Source organism: Undibacterium sp. CY21W, assembly GCF_014284265.1.
In the GTDB taxonomy this organism is placed as follows: domain Bacteria; phylum Pseudomonadota; class Gammaproteobacteria; order Burkholderiales; family Burkholderiaceae_D; genus Undibacterium; species Undibacterium aquatile.
The window spans coordinates 139746-156780 of the sequence record NZ_JACOGE010000007.1; the positions used below are offsets into that span (position 1 = coordinate 139746).

At 46.1% G+C, this 17035-nt stretch carries 21 protein-coding genes; 2 read left to right on the forward strand and 19 right to left on the reverse strand.

Features of this window, described 5'->3' with window-relative positions; translation table 11 throughout:
- Nucleotides 1-5 precede the first annotated feature (5 nt).
- Nucleotides 6-746: a serine O-acetyltransferase gene (gene cysE, locus H8K29_RS15950; RefSeq protein ID WP_186898381.1), complete on the forward strand. Its 741-nt coding sequence runs from the start codon at nucleotides 6-8 to the stop codon at nucleotides 744-746.
- 3 nt (nucleotides 747-749) lie between these two features.
- On the opposite strand, the gene H8K29_RS15955 is transcribed toward cysE, so the two are convergent.
- The 14 genes from H8K29_RS15955 to fliF form a co-directional block, all read right to left on the reverse strand.
- Nucleotides 750-2192, reverse strand: a complete 1443-nt coding sequence (locus H8K29_RS15955) for an NAD(P)H-hydrate dehydratase (protein ID WP_255423414.1) — start codon at nucleotides 2190-2192, stop codon at nucleotides 750-752.
- A gap of 103 nt (nucleotides 2193-2295) precedes the next feature.
- Nucleotides 2296-3114, reverse strand: coding sequence for a flagellar biosynthetic protein FliR (fliR, locus tag H8K29_RS15960; RefSeq protein WP_186898383.1), 819 nt, complete (start codon nucleotides 3112-3114; stop codon nucleotides 2296-2298).
- A 10-nt stretch (nucleotides 3115-3124) separates the two neighbouring features.
- A complete protein-coding gene (gene fliQ / locus H8K29_RS15965; protein ID WP_186883524.1) occupies nucleotides 3125-3394 on the reverse strand; it encodes a flagellar biosynthesis protein FliQ in 270 nt (89 codons plus the stop codon).
- A gap of 8 nt (nucleotides 3395-3402) precedes the next feature.
- Nucleotides 3403-4170, reverse strand: a complete 768-nt coding sequence (fliP, locus tag H8K29_RS15970; RefSeq protein ID WP_186898384.1) for a flagellar type III secretion system pore protein FliP — start codon at nucleotides 4168-4170, stop codon at nucleotides 3403-3405.
- A gap of 7 nt (nucleotides 4171-4177) precedes the next feature.
- Entirely contained in the window at nucleotides 4178-4612 is a 435-nt protein-coding gene (fliO, locus tag H8K29_RS15975; RefSeq protein WP_186898385.1) for a flagellar biosynthetic protein FliO, read from the reverse strand.
- On the reverse strand, nucleotides 4612-5049 hold the full coding sequence (gene fliN / locus H8K29_RS15980) for a flagellar motor switch protein FliN (protein WP_186883521.1): 438 nt from the start codon (nucleotides 5047-5049) through the stop codon (nucleotides 4612-4614). The genes fliO and fliN overlap by 1 nt, the downstream gene beginning before the upstream one ends.
- Nucleotides 5042-6046, reverse strand: coding sequence for a flagellar motor switch protein FliM (gene fliM, locus H8K29_RS15985; protein WP_186883520.1), 1005 nt, complete (start codon nucleotides 6044-6046; stop codon nucleotides 5042-5044). Before fliM ends, fliN begins: the two co-directional genes overlap by 8 nt.
- 4 nt (nucleotides 6047-6050) lie before the next feature.
- Nucleotides 6051-6554: a flagellar basal body-associated protein FliL gene (gene fliL / locus H8K29_RS15990; protein ID WP_186883519.1), complete on the reverse strand. Its 504-nt coding sequence runs from the start codon at nucleotides 6552-6554 to the stop codon at nucleotides 6051-6053.
- A 216-nt stretch (nucleotides 6555-6770) separates the two neighbouring features.
- Nucleotides 6771-8030 (reverse strand): flagellar hook-length control protein FliK, encoded by a 1260-nt coding sequence (locus H8K29_RS18225; RefSeq protein WP_186898386.1) that lies wholly within the window; start codon nucleotides 8028-8030, stop codon nucleotides 6771-6773.
- Between the two features lie 97 nt (nucleotides 8031-8127).
- Nucleotides 8128-8571, reverse strand: coding sequence for a flagellar export protein FliJ (fliJ, locus tag H8K29_RS16000; protein WP_186898387.1), 444 nt, complete (start codon nucleotides 8569-8571; stop codon nucleotides 8128-8130).
- Between the two features lie 32 nt (nucleotides 8572-8603).
- Nucleotides 8604-9986, reverse strand: coding sequence for a flagellar protein export ATPase FliI (fliI, locus tag H8K29_RS16005; RefSeq protein ID WP_186898388.1), 1383 nt, complete (start codon nucleotides 9984-9986; stop codon nucleotides 8604-8606).
- A 5-nt stretch (nucleotides 9987-9991) separates the two neighbouring features.
- Nucleotides 9992-10681: a flagellar assembly protein FliH gene (locus H8K29_RS16010; RefSeq protein ID WP_186898389.1), complete on the reverse strand. Its 690-nt coding sequence runs from the start codon at nucleotides 10679-10681 to the stop codon at nucleotides 9992-9994.
- Nucleotides 10674-11669 (reverse strand): flagellar motor switch protein FliG, encoded by a 996-nt coding sequence (gene fliG / locus H8K29_RS16015; protein ID WP_186883514.1) that lies wholly within the window; start codon nucleotides 11667-11669, stop codon nucleotides 10674-10676. Before fliG ends, H8K29_RS16010 begins: the two co-directional genes overlap by 8 nt.
- Nucleotides 11662-13371, reverse strand: coding sequence for a flagellar basal-body MS-ring/collar protein FliF (gene fliF, locus H8K29_RS16020; protein WP_222611505.1), 1710 nt, complete (start codon nucleotides 13369-13371; stop codon nucleotides 11662-11664). The genes fliG and fliF overlap by 8 nt, the downstream gene beginning before the upstream one ends.
- Before the next feature lie 210 nt (nucleotides 13372-13581).
- Between fliF and fliE the strand changes: the two genes are divergently transcribed.
- Entirely contained in the window at nucleotides 13582-13929 is a 348-nt protein-coding gene (gene fliE / locus H8K29_RS16025) for a flagellar hook-basal body complex protein FliE (protein WP_186898429.1), read from the forward strand.
- A gap of 29 nt (nucleotides 13930-13958) precedes the next feature.
- On the opposite strand, the gene H8K29_RS16030 is transcribed toward fliE, so the two are convergent.
- The 5 genes from H8K29_RS16030 to fliS are packed head-to-tail and all read right to left on the reverse strand — an operon-like array spanning nucleotide 13959 to nucleotide 17033.
- Nucleotides 13959-14717, reverse strand: a complete 759-nt coding sequence (locus H8K29_RS16030; RefSeq protein WP_186898390.1) for a flagellar brake protein — start codon at nucleotides 14715-14717, stop codon at nucleotides 13959-13961.
- Between the two features lie 54 nt (nucleotides 14718-14771).
- Entirely contained in the window at nucleotides 14772-15065 is a 294-nt protein-coding gene (locus H8K29_RS16035; protein ID WP_186898430.1) for an EscU/YscU/HrcU family type III secretion system export apparatus switch protein, read from the reverse strand.
- Nucleotides 15052-16215, reverse strand: a complete 1164-nt coding sequence (locus H8K29_RS16040) for a flagellar hook-length control protein FliK (protein ID WP_186898391.1) — start codon at nucleotides 16213-16215, stop codon at nucleotides 15052-15054. The genes H8K29_RS16035 and H8K29_RS16040 overlap by 14 nt, the downstream gene beginning before the upstream one ends.
- A gap of 5 nt (nucleotides 16216-16220) precedes the next feature.
- Nucleotides 16221-16556 (reverse strand): flagellar protein FliT, encoded by a 336-nt coding sequence (locus tag H8K29_RS16045; RefSeq protein ID WP_186883510.1) that lies wholly within the window; start codon nucleotides 16554-16556, stop codon nucleotides 16221-16223.
- Nucleotides 16557-16562: 6 nt separating this feature from the next.
- The gene (gene fliS / locus H8K29_RS16050) at nucleotides 16563-17033 is read right to left on the reverse strand and encodes a flagellar export chaperone FliS (RefSeq protein WP_186883509.1); all 471 of its coding nucleotides are present in this window, start codon (nucleotides 17031-17033) and stop codon (nucleotides 16563-16565) included.
- Nucleotides 17034-17035: the final 2 nt, after the last annotated feature.

A 17035-nucleotide genomic window follows, 5' to 3' on the forward strand; every position in this document is an offset into this window, starting at 1 on the left:
CCCACATGTTCAGCCATTTTCGTGAAGATATTGCCAGTATTATTAAGAAAGATCCGGCCGCCCGGAATGCGTGGGAGGTAATGACTTGCTATCCGGGTTTTCAGGCTATCGTGATGCACCGTTGGGCAAAATGGTGCTGGACTCATGGTCTGAAGTGGTTGGGGCGTTTTATCTCCTATATCGCCCGAGTGATTACTGCCATCGAAATCCATCCGGGGTCAACAATCGGCCGCAGAGTATTTATTGATCATGGTTTTGGTGTTGTGATCGGCGAAACCGCAGAGATAGGTGATGACTGCACGATTTATCAAGGTGTGACTTTAGGTGGAACATCCTTATCGCGCGGAGCAAAGCGGCATCCCACCCTTGAGCCAGGTGTCATTGTTGGCGCAGGTGCCAAGGTGTTAGGGAGCTTTACGATAGGTGCTGGCGCGAAAATTGGTTCTAACTCTGTTGTGCTGAAACCGGTTCCCGCTGGTGCAACTGCTGTTGGTAACCCTGCGCATATCGTCAAAAAAGAACCCAGTGCAACTGACCAAGTCGGTGACAGTTTGTTTTCAGCGTATGGTGTTACGCAGAGCAGTGATGATCCTGTCTCAAAGGTATTGCATAAGTTGATTGATCACGCTGTATCGCAGCAAGAGCAGATTGAAAAATTAACCGCCGCGATTTCCTGTGCCGGGATTGTTTGTGAGCAGGCGACAGAAAAATTAAACCCAGAGCAAATAAATAGCCTGGTTGAGTAAATTTTATACCTGGTTACGGTGTGAATTTACCAGTGAGTTGAGACCAGCTCTGATTTCGACCGGTAATTCACTCGCGCATATACCGATAGGCCCGACTCCTTTGCTAACCAGAATGTCGGCGGCATTGCCGTGTACCCATGTCGCCAGTTGCGCTGCATGAAAACAATCGAATCCTTGCGCTAACAAAGCGCCGCAGAGACCCGCCAGAACATCGCCGGTGCCACCTGTCGCTAATCCCGGATTGCCACTTGTATTGATGCGCAAAGAACCGTCAGGGCGTCCAATGATACTGCCAGCACCTTTCAGTATCACGACCGCATTGAACTTAGCGGATAATTGGTTTGCTGTAGATAAGCGGTTGCTTTGAATTTCTTTTGCGGTTACCCCGAGCAGCCGTGCCGCTTCCAGTGGATGTGGTGTCAGAATCGTTGTCGTCGTTCTGTTGCTGAGTTTTATTTGAAGCTCAATGTCCGATGCGATTAAATTAAGTGCATCGGCATCAAGCACCAATGGCGCATTTGAAGCTAATATTGAATGCAGAATGTCTTTGGCGGTTTGACATATTCCCATGCCAGGACCAGCAACAATAACTCCCGTTGCATACTGAATGTCTTTCGCATTCCTGCACATGATTTCTGGGTAGGATGAGTCGTAAGTTATTGCTGAATGGATGAATCCGATAAAAACTTTGCCCGCGCCTGAAAATAGTGCAGTTCGTGCAGCGAGTATTCCGGCTCCGGTCATGCCGTTCGCCCCCCCGATAATGACGACATCGCCGTAACTTCCTTTATGGCTATTCTGTTTGCGGTCAGGCACAGCGAATTCGAAACTTTCCGGACAATTCAAAAGACAGGTGCTTATCGGGTAGAGATATTCTGGGATATCTAAATCAGCAACGGTTACTTTGCCCGCGTAGTCTTTACCGTCGGCGGTATGTAATCCCGGTTTGTTTCCTATAAACGTCAGCGTATAGTTTGCCCGTATCGCAATGTTGTGTTCACCGAGTACAACTCCGGTATCTGCATCGAGTCCGCTGGGAATATCGAGGGCTAATATGGGAATATTTTTTTCACTTGATATGGAGTTCAGCTTGGTGACGATATCGGCGCAGACACCAGTGATTTCCCGTGTGAGGCCGATACCGAATAGTCCATCAATAATCAGACGCCAGCGCGGTTCCAGTATTGCTTGAAAATCTTTTGGTGAAATAACTCGTGCACCGTTGGCGACAGCGTGCTCGAAGCAAAACAGCGCATCAGGTGAGTATTTTTCAGAGTTTGCGCAAAGTAAAATACTGACGTCGTACCCATGTGAGGATAAATTGGCGGCAGTTTCACAAGCATCGCCACCATTATTCCCTGGTCCCGCCACAACCAGAATCGGCGCGCAGACTTGTCCCAGTAATGACATCACAAAATTAGCGGCGGCTTCGCCAGCTTTTTGCATTAACGATGTCCCGGGACTCTGTTTTTTTCCTGACGTTTCCAGTTCCCTGATTTGTTTTGAGGAAAAAAGTGTTAAGTAGTCAGGCATTGGTTTATCCGTCACATTATTTACTGGAGGGAGGTTTTAATTGTGGCGTTGAAGTTGCCGCTGGTGCCCCTAAGGATTGTATTGTTTCTAAACCTTGTTGAAATAAATTTTCAATCGGCAGTAGTAGGTAAGGCAATATCAAACCCACCATCAGGAAACCAACACCGATCGTAATTGGAAAACCGATACCAAATAAATTGAGCTGAGGCGCAGCGCGGGTCAGTATTCCAAGAGCAACGTTAATGACGAGTAGTGCCGCAACAATCGGCAATGCCAGTCTGAGTCCGGTGATAAAAATCTGCTCGCCCCAAATAACCAGTTTATGGACATTAAATCCACTTTGCAGAGTCGTTGATATTGGTATCGTTTTGAAGCTCTCAATCAACGCACTGAGCAGTGCAAGATGCGCATTCGATGTCAAGAAGATTAAGGTTGTCAGCAACACCAGAAATTGCGCAATGGCAGAAGAGCGCCCCTGACTCAAGGGATCAAAAAAAGTGGCGAAACCCAGACCCATCGTTAGACCTGATACCTCACCAGCCATTTCTACAGCAGCAAAAACGATGCGTATAACAAACCCCATGCCTAAACCGATAACGAGTTGTTGAGCAAGGATCACCATCCCCGTCAGTGAGACTGGATCAACGTCAGGGTGTACAGGAATCGTTGGCGCGACAATGAGGGCAATTATGACTCCCAGTGCAATCTTAATTTGTACAGGAACAGTGTTATTGCCAAAAGGAGGGGTGATCGCAATCATCCCCAGAATTCTTGTCAGAGGCCAGATGAACGACGTAATGAGCGCGATTAACTCGCTGCTGCCAACGGAAAGCATAGTTGCGATACTACCCAGCCATCGTTGCAATGCTGGTGAATGCTTGTCTCATATAGTCAGTGAGTATGGTCAACATCCAGGGACCGGCAATAATTAATGTAACGAATATTCCGACCAGTTTCGGAATAAAAGAAAGCGTGGTTTCATTAATCTGGGTCGCCGCTTGAAAGATACTGACTAACAGGCCGATGACCAACGCAACCAGCAGCATTGGTGCTGAAACCAGTAATGTCACTTCAATTGCCTGCCTGCCAAGCATCATTACGCTGTCGGGGGTCATATTCTTCCTTAGTAAAAGCTTTGCGCCAGAGAGCCTATGATTAATTGCCAACCGTCCACCAATACAAAAAGCATGAGCTTAAATGGTAATGATACGATGGACGGTGACACCATCATCATACCCATAGACATCAGGACGCTGGCGACGACCATATCAATAATCAAAAATGGAATGAAAATAGCAAAGCTGATTTGGAATGCTGTTTTCAATTCGCTGGTAATGAAAGCTGGGATCAATACCCGCAAAGATACTTCTTCAGGGCCTTGCAATTGAGGGGTATTCGATAATTTGACGTATAACGCGAGATCGGCCTGACGGGTTTGCTTCATCATGAATTGCTTCAGAGGTGCAGCTCCCTTGTCCATTGCTTCCATCATGGAAATTTTATTTTCCGCAAAAGGTGCATAGGCTTCGGCATAAATTTTGTCGAGCACCGGTCCCATCACAAATAGCGTTAAAAACAAAGAGAGTCCGACCATGACCTGATTCGGCGGTGCCGACTGTGTTCCCAATGCCTGACGTAATAAAGATAAGACGATGATGATGCGGGTAAAACTCGTCATCATCAGCAACGCTGCAGGAATGAAGCTGAGTGCAGTCAGGAATAAAAGTGTTTGTATGCTCAGGGAGTAATTTTGTCCACCGCCCGGAGCTGGAGTGCTTGTAATCGCCTGTAAAGCGCCGCTAGATTGAGCCAGTGCAATATCCGGGAAAATGAGTGAAATCAGAACGACAATCTGACAACAATAAAGAAGTGAAGTGCGCAGGATTTTCATGCGGAATTTACGTATTTGTATCAGTTGGCGTAGTCACACGCTTTTCGATTGTTCGTTGCAGCCAATCCTGAAAAGAGCTGTGATTTGCCGGTGTGACTTGCAGTAAGGACTCCTGTTTTGGGAGTGTCGCCAAATTGTTGATATTTGAAGCTGTGACGCCAAGCACCAGCCATTGATCTCCAACTTCAATAACCATTACTCGTTCACGATTTCCTACATTCAGACCGCCCAGAATCTTCATTGGAATCTTGTTTGCGGAGGTTGCCGGGCCAATCCGCTTGAAAGCCCAGGCAGCGAAAAACATTAAACCGAGAACAAAAAGCAGAGCCAAGGTGATTTGCAACAAGCCAGCTCCGGGCGTCAGCGGGGCAGCATCTGCGGCGAGGGCATAGTCAGACGCAGCCAGTAAAAATAACGATATGAATTTACTGTGAGGTTTCATTATTTATTCAGTTTGCGAATTCGTTCTGCGGGGGTCACGATGTCAGTCAAACGAATACCGAACTTATCATTAACAACCACAACTTCGCCTTGAGCGATCAGGCAGCCGTTCACCAGTACATCCATCGGTTCACCTGCCAGACCATCAAGTTCCACAACGGAACCCTGCGCCAGTTGCAGCAAGTTTTTAATCGCGATCTTGGTTCTTCCCAATTCAACTGTCAGCTGCACAGGGATATCGAGAATGAAGTCGATATCGTTGTGTGTTTCAGTCGAACTTCCTTTTGCGCTGAATTCTTTAAATATCGCAGGATTTGCTGGCGGTTCGGATTTTTGGCTCGCCGCTGCAGCTGCCGCAGCGGCATCGGCTTTCTCCTGCTCTGCAATTGCTGCACCCCAATCGTCTTCGCTGATCGGGCTATCTGTATTTTCATCCATGGTTTTCTCCTTGTGCTGCTACTTCTTGTACGCTGGAACTGATCAGTTTTTCCACGCGTAACGCATATTGTCCGTTGAAGACACCGTATTTGCATTCCATTACCGGGGTGCCATCAACCTTGGCAGAGATCACTTCCGGAATATTTAAGGGAATGATGTCTCCGGTTTTCATATTCAGAATGTCGCCTAGTGTGACACGGGTCGTGCCTAAGTCAGCAACTATTTCCACTTCCGCAATCTGAATCTGCTGTGTCATCAAACGAACCCAGCGTTTGTCAACTTCCAGTGTTTCACCTTGCAGGCTACTCGTCAGAATATCCCTGATAGGCTCAATCGTGGAGTAGGGCATGCAAATATGCATTTCACCGCTAACTGGCCCCAATTCTATGGTGAAGGTTGTCGATACCACTACCTCGTTTGGTGTCGCAATATTGGCAAACTGGGTATTCATTTCAGAACGAATATACTCGAATTCAACTGGATAGACTGGCTCCCACGATTTTGCGTAGGTTTCAAAAATAATTTCCAGAATGCGTTGAATAATTCTTTGCTCAGTCTGCGTGAAATCACGTCCTTCAACACGAGTGTGGAAGCGACCGTCACCACCAAATAAATTATCGACCAAAAGAAATACCAGGCCAGGGTCGAGCACTACCAGCGAAGTTCCCCTGAGTGGTTTCATGTGCACCAGATTCAGATTGGTCGGTACAACCAGATTACGGATGAATTCACTGTATTTGGAAACTCTGACCGTTCCAACGGAAACTTCTGCGCTACGGCGTAAAAAATTAAATAACCCTATGCGTAAAAGACGGGCAAATCTTTCGTTGATAATTTCCAGCGTCGGCATACGGCCGCGAACAATGCGCTCTTGCGTCGCAAGGTTATAGGGACGTACACCCGACGTGTCTTCTTGAGACTGAGAGTCATCTTGATCTCCCGTGACGCCCTTTAACAGCGCATCGACTTCTTCCTGGGAGAGGAAATTATCTGACATAGTGCTATTGAACTACAAAGGAAGTAAAGAAAACGCCCGTTACTTTTTGCGGTTCACCTTTCGCAGTAAAAGGTTGATTAACTTTTTCAATGATTTCGTCTACCAGTTTATCTTTGCCCTCAGTGGAGAGAATATCATTGGCATCTTTGCTCGATAAAAGTAACAGCAAGCGACTGCGCACCTGAGGCATATTTGCTTTAATCAGTGATGACTGATCTTCACCTTCGACCTGAAGTGTCATCGCGATTTGCAAATACTTATCGCCGCTATCTGATTGCAGATTTACCGTGAACGCATCTAAAGGAAGAAATACCGGCGCCTTCGCTGGTTCTGCTTTGTGCTCTTTTTCTTTTGACGCAGATTTTTTCGATAAAAAGAAAGCAGCACCACCACCGACGCCACCGAGAACAAGTACCGCGGCCGCAATGATAATAATTAATTTTTTCTTTGATTTTGCTGGAGCAGCTTCACCGGTTTCGGGAGCTGCCTTAGCAGGTTTCTTCGCCATATTTTTCCTCTCAAGCAGCGGTATTTTTCCGCTATTTCTTATATTATCTTCGAAAAAAAGCACCGAATAACAGTAGAAAAGATGGACAAATACCACTCATCTTTTCAATTCTGAAAAAATAATAATGCGGCCTATGCATGAAGAACGCATTATTCCCGGTTAAATGCTTTATTTCTTTATTCTACCTGTTTGAGAGACAAGTTTTTCAACTAAGCACTATGCAAACGTATCGACAGCCCCAATGCGAGAGATTATTTTGGTCGTTTTGACGTCGGATATAGGTTGGTTGCTGATAACGCTTTCGCTCCCACCATTTCTGACAATTGAGGTGGATGGATTTGTTTGTCTGAATTCGCGACTTTGCTGCCCCTGATTAGATGCTTCTGCGTTGACTGAGAAACCTGATAGTTGGACTCCGGCATCATCCATCATCTGACGCAATTTAGGCAGAGAAGCCTCCAGTGCCTCCCTGACATCTGGATGTGCGGAGATAAAAGTTGCGTTTGCCTGATCGTTCGTGACATTCAATACGATTTGTAATGGACCCAGATCAGGTGGGTTCAGAGTTAACTCAGCCGATTGCATGCTGGCGCCTACCATCCAGATTACTTTTTGTCCCACCGCTTTATCCCATGTGGACGAATTCAGTGGGGGTGATATCTGGTTAGCAGAAACGGCACCGGTGAGCGTCGCATTCTGCGTAGCGTTAAGCTGTTGTTGTGGCGGCGCTTGTTGGACGTTGGCCGGGCTCATCGCTTCATCTTTTCGTAAGCTTAACGCAAGCTGATCAATAGATCGTTCCAGTTTATCGGCAGAGACATTTGTTTTCGGCGATACATCCTGTGGAGTGCTTGTTTGCAACTTGAGCGGCTCACCTTTTTCTGATTTAAGCTCCAGGTGATCTGCAAATGATGTTGATGTGTCAGATCCTATTCCTTTGTCTTTTACAATCTGGGACGTATCTGTCACTGGAGTTTCGGCTGTGAGCTCGGGGGCGGTTGTCTCCAGGCGGGCTGATAGGGTATTGCTGACGATGACGTCAAAGGCGGCTTCTTTTGATATTCCCGCAGACGGGGACACATTTTTTTCGTTCAGTGGCTGTAGCGATAAGCCGCTGTTTGATGCATCCGAAATGACGCCTGTGTCGCTTTTCAACAAGGCATCATCGCCAGATTTTGTCGGTACCAACTTGGAAATATCATTTAAGGCGTTAAATAATTGTATCAACTGATGATCGCCGTCATCCGTTTCTTTTTTTTCCGTTTGAGTGTCTTCTTTTTCAGTATCTTCGCTTTTCTTCAGCGCAGTGCTAGCGTCATTCAATTCTTCAGGCGGCGTTACAGCGTCTTGCTTAGGTGGCTCGACATTTTTTGTAGGTAATTTGCTATTTGTTTCCCTTGGGGCAGGCGCTGACGTCGCTTTATTTCCGCTTATTTCTTTCTTGAGCAGCTTATTAAAAGAGTTATCAGCATTCACCACTGGATTGCTCTTGCTCGTTTTCGCCGCACTGTTCTGATTGTTGAGTGCGCTGACAATATTGAGTGTTTGCATAGATGTTGCCGTTATTAAGTTGCTACTCTGATTTATAAAAATACGCCCGTGCAGCAAAATCGTCGGTTTGTTTCTGATCCGATTTGGCGTCCTTTTTTTGCTGCACCATTTTTACCCTGTGATCGAGGGTGTTATATGACAGCCGTTTCTTTTCATTCCCTTGCCAATCAAGTTTCGCTGCCTGAACTTTTGATTCAGCATTTCGTATCACTTCTTTTTGACCTTCAACGGCACTGTCCAGTTTGGCTAAAAACCCTAGAAAATTTCCATATTGGCTGGCACTGATACCAGCAGCAGCAGCGGCCTGGAATTTGCTGTCGTAATCATCTCGATACTGGATTAATAAATTCAGCTTACTTTGCGTTTCTTCCTGATACCGAATGGCTTGTCCCAAGCGCTTCGCCGCGTCATCGGTTTCCCGGTCCGCAATCTCAATTAAAGTGTTTATTGGTGATCTCTTTGCCATCTGTACCTAAGTATAGAGCTAACTAAAATTATCTATCCTTGGAATAGAGCCCGAAGTCCATCCAAGCTCTCTGATATGCTGCATTTCTGAGTAATATCTTGCTGTAAAAATGCGATGATTCGCGGATGCAGCCGAATCGCTTCGTCAAGCAAGGGATCTGAGCCTGGCGCATAAGCACCAACGCTGATCAAATCTCTGCTGCGCTCGTATCTTGAATATAGTTGTTTCAACTTTCTGGCAAGTTGCTGATGTTCCGGAGTCGTGATGCTGTGCATCGCCCGGCTGATAGATTGCTCGATATCAATGGCGGGGTAATGACCGCTCTCAGCCAATGTGCGATTCAAGACTATATGACCATCAAGAATTGCTCGTGCAGAGTCCGCGATAGGGTCCTGTTGATCATCGCCCTCAGTCAGTACTGTGTAAAACGCGGTAATCGAACCGCCGCCTTCTTTGCCATTGCCGGCCCGTTCGACAAGCACAGGTAATTTTGCGAAAACCGAAGGAGGGTAGCCTTTGGTTGCAGGTGGTTCGCCGATCGCCAGAGCGATTTCGCGTTGCGCCATCGCATATCGTGTTAATGAGTCCATGATCAGTAGAACGCTGTGTCCTTGATCTCGGAAATATTCGGCGATTGTTGTTGCGTACGCAGCGCCTTGTAAACGCAATAATGGCGGAGCATCCGCTGGCGCTGCTACGACTACCGACCTTGCCAGCCCCTCTGTGCCAAGAATCTGTTCAATAAATTCTTTTACCTCGCGCCCCCGTTCACCAATCAGTCCGACGACGATAATGTCTGCGGTAGTAAACCGTGCCATCATTCCGAGCAGCACACTTTTACCAACACCCGAACCGGCAAACAAACCAAGACGTTGTCCTCGTCCAACGCTGAGCATACTATTGATCGCGCGAACGCCAACATCAAGTGTGTCGACAATCGGTGCCCGTTCCAGCGGGTTGTAAATCCGCGCGGCAAGTGGCGCGGATTCCGTCGTTTTCAGGGCGCCAAGTGTATCTAGCGGACGTCCATTGCCGTCTAGTACACGTCCTAATAGCTGGTAACCGACTGGAAGTTGACGGCTTCTGTCGCTTGGTCTTCTGAGTGGATGACTGGATGTTTGTCGTGACTCTTCGGCAAAAACCGGAGCGCCGGGAGTAACACCTTCGAGGTCGCTATGAGGCATCAGGAACAGCCTGTCTCCATCGAAACCGACAACTTCTGCTTCGATTTTCGCACCGCCCGCTAAATGTATAGAACACGCACTTCCTACCGGCAAGCGCAAACCGACGGCTTCCATAACTAAGCCTGTGACTTTAGTGACTCTGCCGGCGGGTTGAACAGCATCATTTCCGACCAGCAGATCTTTGCTGCCAGTCAGAATAGATTTCCATTGGTCTGTGAAAGCAGTGTCCATGGGATTTACTCTGAATCCGATGCATTTTTTCGCATCATGGCTGTTAAGCGTTCCCATCGGGTTTCAATATTGGAGTCGATGAGATTTTGAGATGTTTCAATTTTGCAGTCACCGCGAGACAGTTGTTGATCGGAGATAATACGCCAGCCGTTGGCGATCAATGTGTCGCCGAGATTATTCTTAACGATGTTTGCATCGGCAGGATTTAAACTGATGCTTGCATTTGTTTGTACTGACGGTAATTGCGCGATCGCATCCTCAACGATAGGGAGAATGATATTTTCATCCAATTCTATCCGCGTTTTTAAAATTGTTGATGCCAGACTGATCGCCAGATCAAGTAAGTCTTTGCCTGTCGCTTTTCCTGCTTCGCCTAATTCAGTTGAGAATTTTTCTGACAAGTCACGCATGCTTTGAAGGTCAGGCTGCATACTTTCTGTCGCCATGCGCTGTCCTGCCTCTTGTCCTTCAATCAGACCGCGTTCATAGGCTTCCTGATAGCCAACGGCATAGCCTTCCTGTCTTGCTTTTTCACGTATTTCTTCCAGTTCATGTTCCGATACAGTCGGAGCGAACCTGGCTGGCTCGGGTTCGTGTTTGGGCTCTGGAATGTGATGAGGGCGCGTTTCACCAAATGATGCCATTTCCCATCGTTGGTAAGCCGAAACGTCGTCTTTTCGTAAGACACTAGACATAAGAGTCTTCACCTTTCGCGCCTAACATAATCTGGCCTTCATCGGCGAGTCGACGCACAACGAGCAGAATTTGTTTTTGCTGCGCTTCCACCTCAGATAATCTGACCGGCCCTTTGGATTCCAGATCTTCGCGCATCATTTCAGCGGCACGTTGAGACATATTTTTAAAGATTTTTTCCCGCATATCCTGATTGGCGCCTTTGAGTGCGATGATCAGCGAATCGGATTGCACTTCGCGCAGCAGCAACTGAATACCCTTGTCATCAATTTCCATGATATTGTCAAAAACAAACATCTCATCCATGATTTTTTCTGCCATGTCACCATCATATTTGCGCAGATTATCCATAACAGACGCTTCGTTTTCACCACTCATGAAGTTCAATATTTCTGCCGCGGCCCTGACCCCACCGATTGATTTTTTCTTCAGGCTTTCATTACCAGTCAGCAGTTTGGTGAGAACGTCATTCAACTCTCTGAGTGCAGCTGGCTGAATACCATCGAGCGTAGCGATGCGCAAAACAACATCATTTCTTAAGCGTTCTGAGAAATTATTTAAAATTTCACACGCCTGATCGCTTTCCAGGTGAACTAAAATCGTTGCGACGATCTGAGGGTGTTCATTTTTGATCAGGTCGGCAACCGACGCTGAGTCCATCCATTTCAGACTTTCAATGCCGCTGGCGTCTTTTCCGCCCAGGATACGATTCAATAAAGACGATGCCTTGTCGTCACCCAGTGCTTTGGTGAGCACATTGCGGATATATTCGTCAGAGTCTAAACCGACAGATGAGCTGAGATCTGCGGCTGCTTTAAACTCGTCGAGAACCTTCGCTATGCGCTCGTGGGGGATTGCACCTATTGTCGCCATAGCAGCGCCAATTTTCTGCACCTCACGTGGGCCCAGAAATTTCATTACCTCTGCAGCACCGTCTTCACCAAGCGCAAGCATGAAGGTTGCTGCTTTTTGTACGCCATCATCACTCATTGTTAATCCATGTCTTGATTACGTTAGCAACAATTCTCGGGTCATTTTTTGCTAATTCTTTAGCCATGTCCAAGGTTAACTCATAACTGTTTCCTTGTTTTGCGGCTTGTATTTCTTCTTCGCTGGAGAGATTGACATACGTATCATCGTCTTCCTCCTGCTGTAATTCTTTTTCAGCCGAGGTGAGTTTTTCCGCTTCTTCAGCTTCTTTTTTAGCTTTTTCTTCGGCGACGTCTTTGCCCATAATTTTGTACAACATGGGTTTCAAATAGCCAAAGAATAAATAGGCGAAAACTGCGGCGATTAATAAGTATTTCCCCAGTTCTTTTGCTAACTGGATTGTTTCTGGTTGTTTCCAGAATGGTACTTCTACTATAGTTTCTTTTTCCGGACCGGCAAATGGGCTATTAACAACATTCAGAGTATCGCCACGGTCTTTATTAAATCCCATCGCTTCGCGCGCCAGATCGGTAATTTGTGCCTTCTCAATATCCGTCAGCGCCCTGGTCGTAATCTTTCCGGATTTATCGGTCTCGTTCTTGTAATTCACAACAACGGCGACGGACAATCGTTTTACGCCACCCATTCCCTGCTGCGTGTAGCGGATAGTTTTATCAACTTCATAGTTGATGGTGGAGTCTTTTTGTACAAGCCCTGCGTTTGATGCTGAAGCAGACGTTGGAGTGCCGCTGGCCACAATCGGCGCTGTTACTGGCACTGGTGGCTGATTGGTCAGTGAGCCGGGAATGCCGGATGCATTATTGTTTTTATTGTAGCTTTCGCTGGATTGCTGGCTGCGTATTGTGGATGCCTCGGGTGGCGAATTCGGACGATAACTTTCCGCTGCCTGTTCAGTTTTTGAAAAATCGATATCTGCAGTTGCTTCTGCACGAACATTATTCGCGCCAACTATCGGAGAAATAATAGATTCGATGCGTTTGACAATATTTTGTTGAAATTCCTGTACGTATTTGAGCTGGGATGGATCAAGATTGTTGCTTCCAGCTTGTTTATTCATATCCGAAAGTAAATTACCGTTTTGATCCACAATCGAGACGTTTTTGGTTGACAGTTCCGGAACGCTGCTGGCGACCAGATGCAGAATAGCGCTGACTTGTTGTTGATCCAGAATCCGGCTTGGATATAAATTCAATAATACCGATGCTGTTGGTTTTTGCTGATCACGTATAAAAACGGAAGATTTCGGAATTGCGAGATGCACCCTTGCTGACTGTACGGCTGATACTGCCTGAATTGATCGTGCCAACTCACCTTCAAGTGCACGTTGGAAATTGACTTGTTCGAGAAACTGGGAAATTCCTAGCTTCTGATTTTCCATTAATTCAAAACCGACATTGCCACCTTTTGGCAAACCTTGCGACGCGAGTTTCAGGCGAGCATCATGTACCTGGCTCGCAGGTACGAGAATCGCACTGCCAGTTTCCGAATATTTATACGGAATGTTCATTTGCTGCAAGGATGCGACGATCGCGCCGCCATCCCTGTCGTTAAAGTTTGAAAACAGCACTTTGTATTCAGGTTGCTGCCCCCACAGCCAGATCCCGGCCATAATCGCCAGTATCAGCGCGGCACCCGCTGAAAGCATTGCTGTGCGGACGCCTGGTGTTTGCGGAATCCCAAATATTTTTTTTGGTTCCACAAGCTCATCAGGAGCCATGATCATGTTTTCAGCGGTTGCCATAAATCACCTGATCAGCATTGAAAATTAAGAAGTGTATTTGCATCATGTTACGAAGCCATTTTGGTTTTTTCCTTACTACTGATTTTGCACTGAATTCTGAATTTCAATCAGGAGAGTAAGCGTCAATTAGTACATCTTTTTATCGAAATGGAGAATTTTTTAGGTGGTAAGGTAGATGCTAGATCAATCTTTATTGACTATGGAGAATGTATGAAAATGGCTGGCATTGACAGCAGTCGCATTGACGCAATGGTTGCTCAGTTAAAAGCGACGGCTGCGAAAATGGAGGCGGGTAGCGGAATCAATCGCACCGAAGAAAGTGATGCGCCCAAACGCTTAGACTTTGCAGATGCGCTGAAAGCATCATTAGATCAGGTAAACAAAGTTCAACTGACGTCGCAGCAGTTGGGAGAAAAATTTGCCTTAGGAGACGATAAAGTCAGTTTGTCTGATGTCATGATTTCAATGCAAAAAGCAAACATTTCATTTCAGACGACGGTGCAAGTCAGAAATAAATTAATCACTGCATATCATGACATCATGAATATGCAGATCTGACCTTAAGCACAATTGAAGTGATCGGTATTTCAGCGGATTCCAGTCATTTTGGAATTCCGCTCTCTTTCTAATTTCATGATGTAGCGTTGAACGCTGGTCAGCACTGAATTTGATAAATTGAAAAACTGGCAGCCTATACGACGATTTGTTTTTCCATTTAATAAAACCAGATCTTGAGAGTTTCTGATTTGTAGCGCTACATCGATCAGACCAATTGTCGGTAAATCCAGTTTGCAATGCTCATAGATTTTTCCTGGAGTGCAGTCGAGGATTTTTTTCTCATCAAGCACGGCAATACCACCGCAACTGATATCGACCAGAGATAATTTTAAAACTTCAACACTATCGTTCACCTCAACAGAAAAGCTTACTTTAATCGGCGTTGAGACTGGAGTATTGATTCGATAATACTCACGTCGTTGCAGTCGGATCAGGTTTGACGGGATGCTGAATTGTAAAGCTGGACGGTTCTCAAATTCGGCACTATGGACACCTGTCGTGGAAAACTGAATGCCGATTTTATCCAATAAACCCTCAAATGAAACCCGGTGTGCTTCAATTATTCTCTGATTGGCCAATTGGCCGGGGGCGCAGTCAACTGTTACCGTATTATTGTTATCGTCAACGTCTAGAATGGAAGTGATAAATACTTCCGCGCCATCGTGAATCAACATGCTGATGAGCTGGTTGCTATCTTTCAGGCCGCGTAATAAGGAAATAATTTCCCTGCGAGAGTCGACCTGAAAAGGACTTTGGTTTTCAGTCCCGAGAGAAGGAGGGGATTGCATGTTTTTTATTTGCTCTTATCTGTCAAAATTTTAAGATGGTAGAGGTGGTACCGTTCAGGGCGTCTCCTGCTCGACCCCGGACTTTTCTTTGTCTATATGGTAAAGCCAAGCGAGCAGTTCTGCAACAGCGATATATAGAACCGGGGGAATGTTTTCGTCCAGATCGACTTTCATCAATAAAGATACCAACTCTTTTGATTCGTGGACGTGGACTCCGTGTTCTTTCGCCCTGCTGATTATCTCATCAGCAATTATTCCCTTGCCTTTGGCAACAACCCGTGGAGCACTATCCCCGCTATGGTAAGCGAGTGCGACTGCGTGTTTATCGGTGGGCTTATTTGCTGTCATTTTTTCTGACACTCAGGCTATCCAGAATCGTGTCTAAAGAGGACAGGGCGGATGATAGTTGTCCAGCGTGAGTTTTAAGAGCGCTTACCGTCGCTTCATTTTCTGCATTGATATTTAAGCTTAAATGATTTGCACGAAAATTAAACGTTGCTGAAACTGTGCCCAGAGAGGGTAAATCAAACTTGACGGTACTTTGCCAGTAATTATTGTCGTCAGGTGAAAATTCGCTGGTTTGATGAGAAGGCTTATCTCTCTTGATTTCCCATTTCATATATTGTCCTTGGAAAAGCTCGCCTTGCCAACGCAGGCTTTGATTTTCCAAGGTTCGCAACTGTTGCTGAATGAGTTGAATTAATTCTTTATTTCCAGCGGTAAGACTGCTTTCTCCGCTGACAATATTCTGACTTAGTGCTGAAAGTACAGCCTGGGGCTCTGTTCGTAAGTCACTTAAATTCTTTTTCCCATCCACCCATTCTGCGAGGTGAGATTCGTAAAAGAGGCCACTCTGACTGATTTTTTTTTCTAATAATACAGCCGTTTTTTCGATGCTATTTAAATCGACTTGCGAGTTTAGTATTGCAGTTTTTCCGACAATCGCGTTGCTTTCGGTACTGGCATCTCCAGACTGCAGAATGGTGCCAATCAGTTTGCTGGCCGTACTTAAAAAAGTAACGCTGCTGTCCGATTGAATGCCAGCCTCCAGATGGGGGAGGGCTGACGTGGATTGGGGAATTGTTTTTATTTGTGCTAACTTGCCCGCATCTTCCAGTCTTGCCTGAGGCGAAGCTGAAAAATCAGATAGCGTTTTTTTGCCAGGTGTGTAGGTTTGCCCGGCAATGAAGCTTTCTGGGATTTGAGATTTGCTTTCTAAGGCAAACGTTGGTTTCGGATCTGTTGAAATTAAACGCAACGAGACTGAGTCTCCCTCCTTAACGCCTTCCGGGAGTTGCATGCGAACGCTAAAATTAGCGACCCGAACAGTAAAGCTGCCGTCCTTTTGTCGGGTAAGGATTTCCCCTTTGAGTTGTTGACCTACAACGAGTTGTGCAAGTTTTGAGGCAACTTCCTGCTTGAGCGAATGGAGTCCTGAACTCGCTGATGCCGCCTCGATATCGGCAGTCGTAATCGAATTATCGAGGCGGTATGGCATATCGGTTACGCCGAGCTTGCGGCTCCATAAGTGTGATTCAGTTTGCGTTCGGCACTTGACGCTTTCATCAGATTTGACAATTCAGCCATCCACGGTTCTGTAATGTCGCGAATTTCTTTATCGTCAGCCAGTATTTTTTTTATGACACGAATTTTTCGCTCTTTGAGTTCCGGCGGTAAGAATGCCGGACTCTCATTATCACGAATTTTTTGAACCTTTGAGCTGCAATCGTTTTCCAGCTCAGTCAATTGTTCCCAGTCTCGGTTGCGGGCGGCATTCAACATTTGATCAGTGAGTACGGCAATATTCTCGTACAGCTTAATAATTTCTATGCTTTCCATTATGAATCAGGCCTCAAAAACGTGAACTTGTCGTGGTTGTAAAGGATCGTGTTCGCTGATAGCCGGCTGCGTTGGTGCTTGCGCTGCGGGTTCTATGGTTTCCCATGTTTGCTTCAGATCACGTAATAAAGTTTGCACTTCCAGTAATTTTTCTTCATCTTTATTCAAATTTCCCAGCAATAGCTGTCTGCTCATATATTCATACAGCGCATCCAGATTGAGTGCAATTTCACCGCCGACTCGCTTATCCAGGCTGGCACGCAAGCCGTTATCAATAATGGAAATGGCGTGGGAAATTGATTTTCCTTTTGCTGCAATTTCTCCCTTTTGCATTTGCTGTAAAGCATTTCCAATCGCTGTGATCGCACCATCGAATAACATGACGATCAGTTTGTGGGGGCTGGCAGCTATGACGCCGGTTTCCACACCAATTTTTGTATATGCACTTGCACCATAGGATTTTGATGAGCCAAACATAG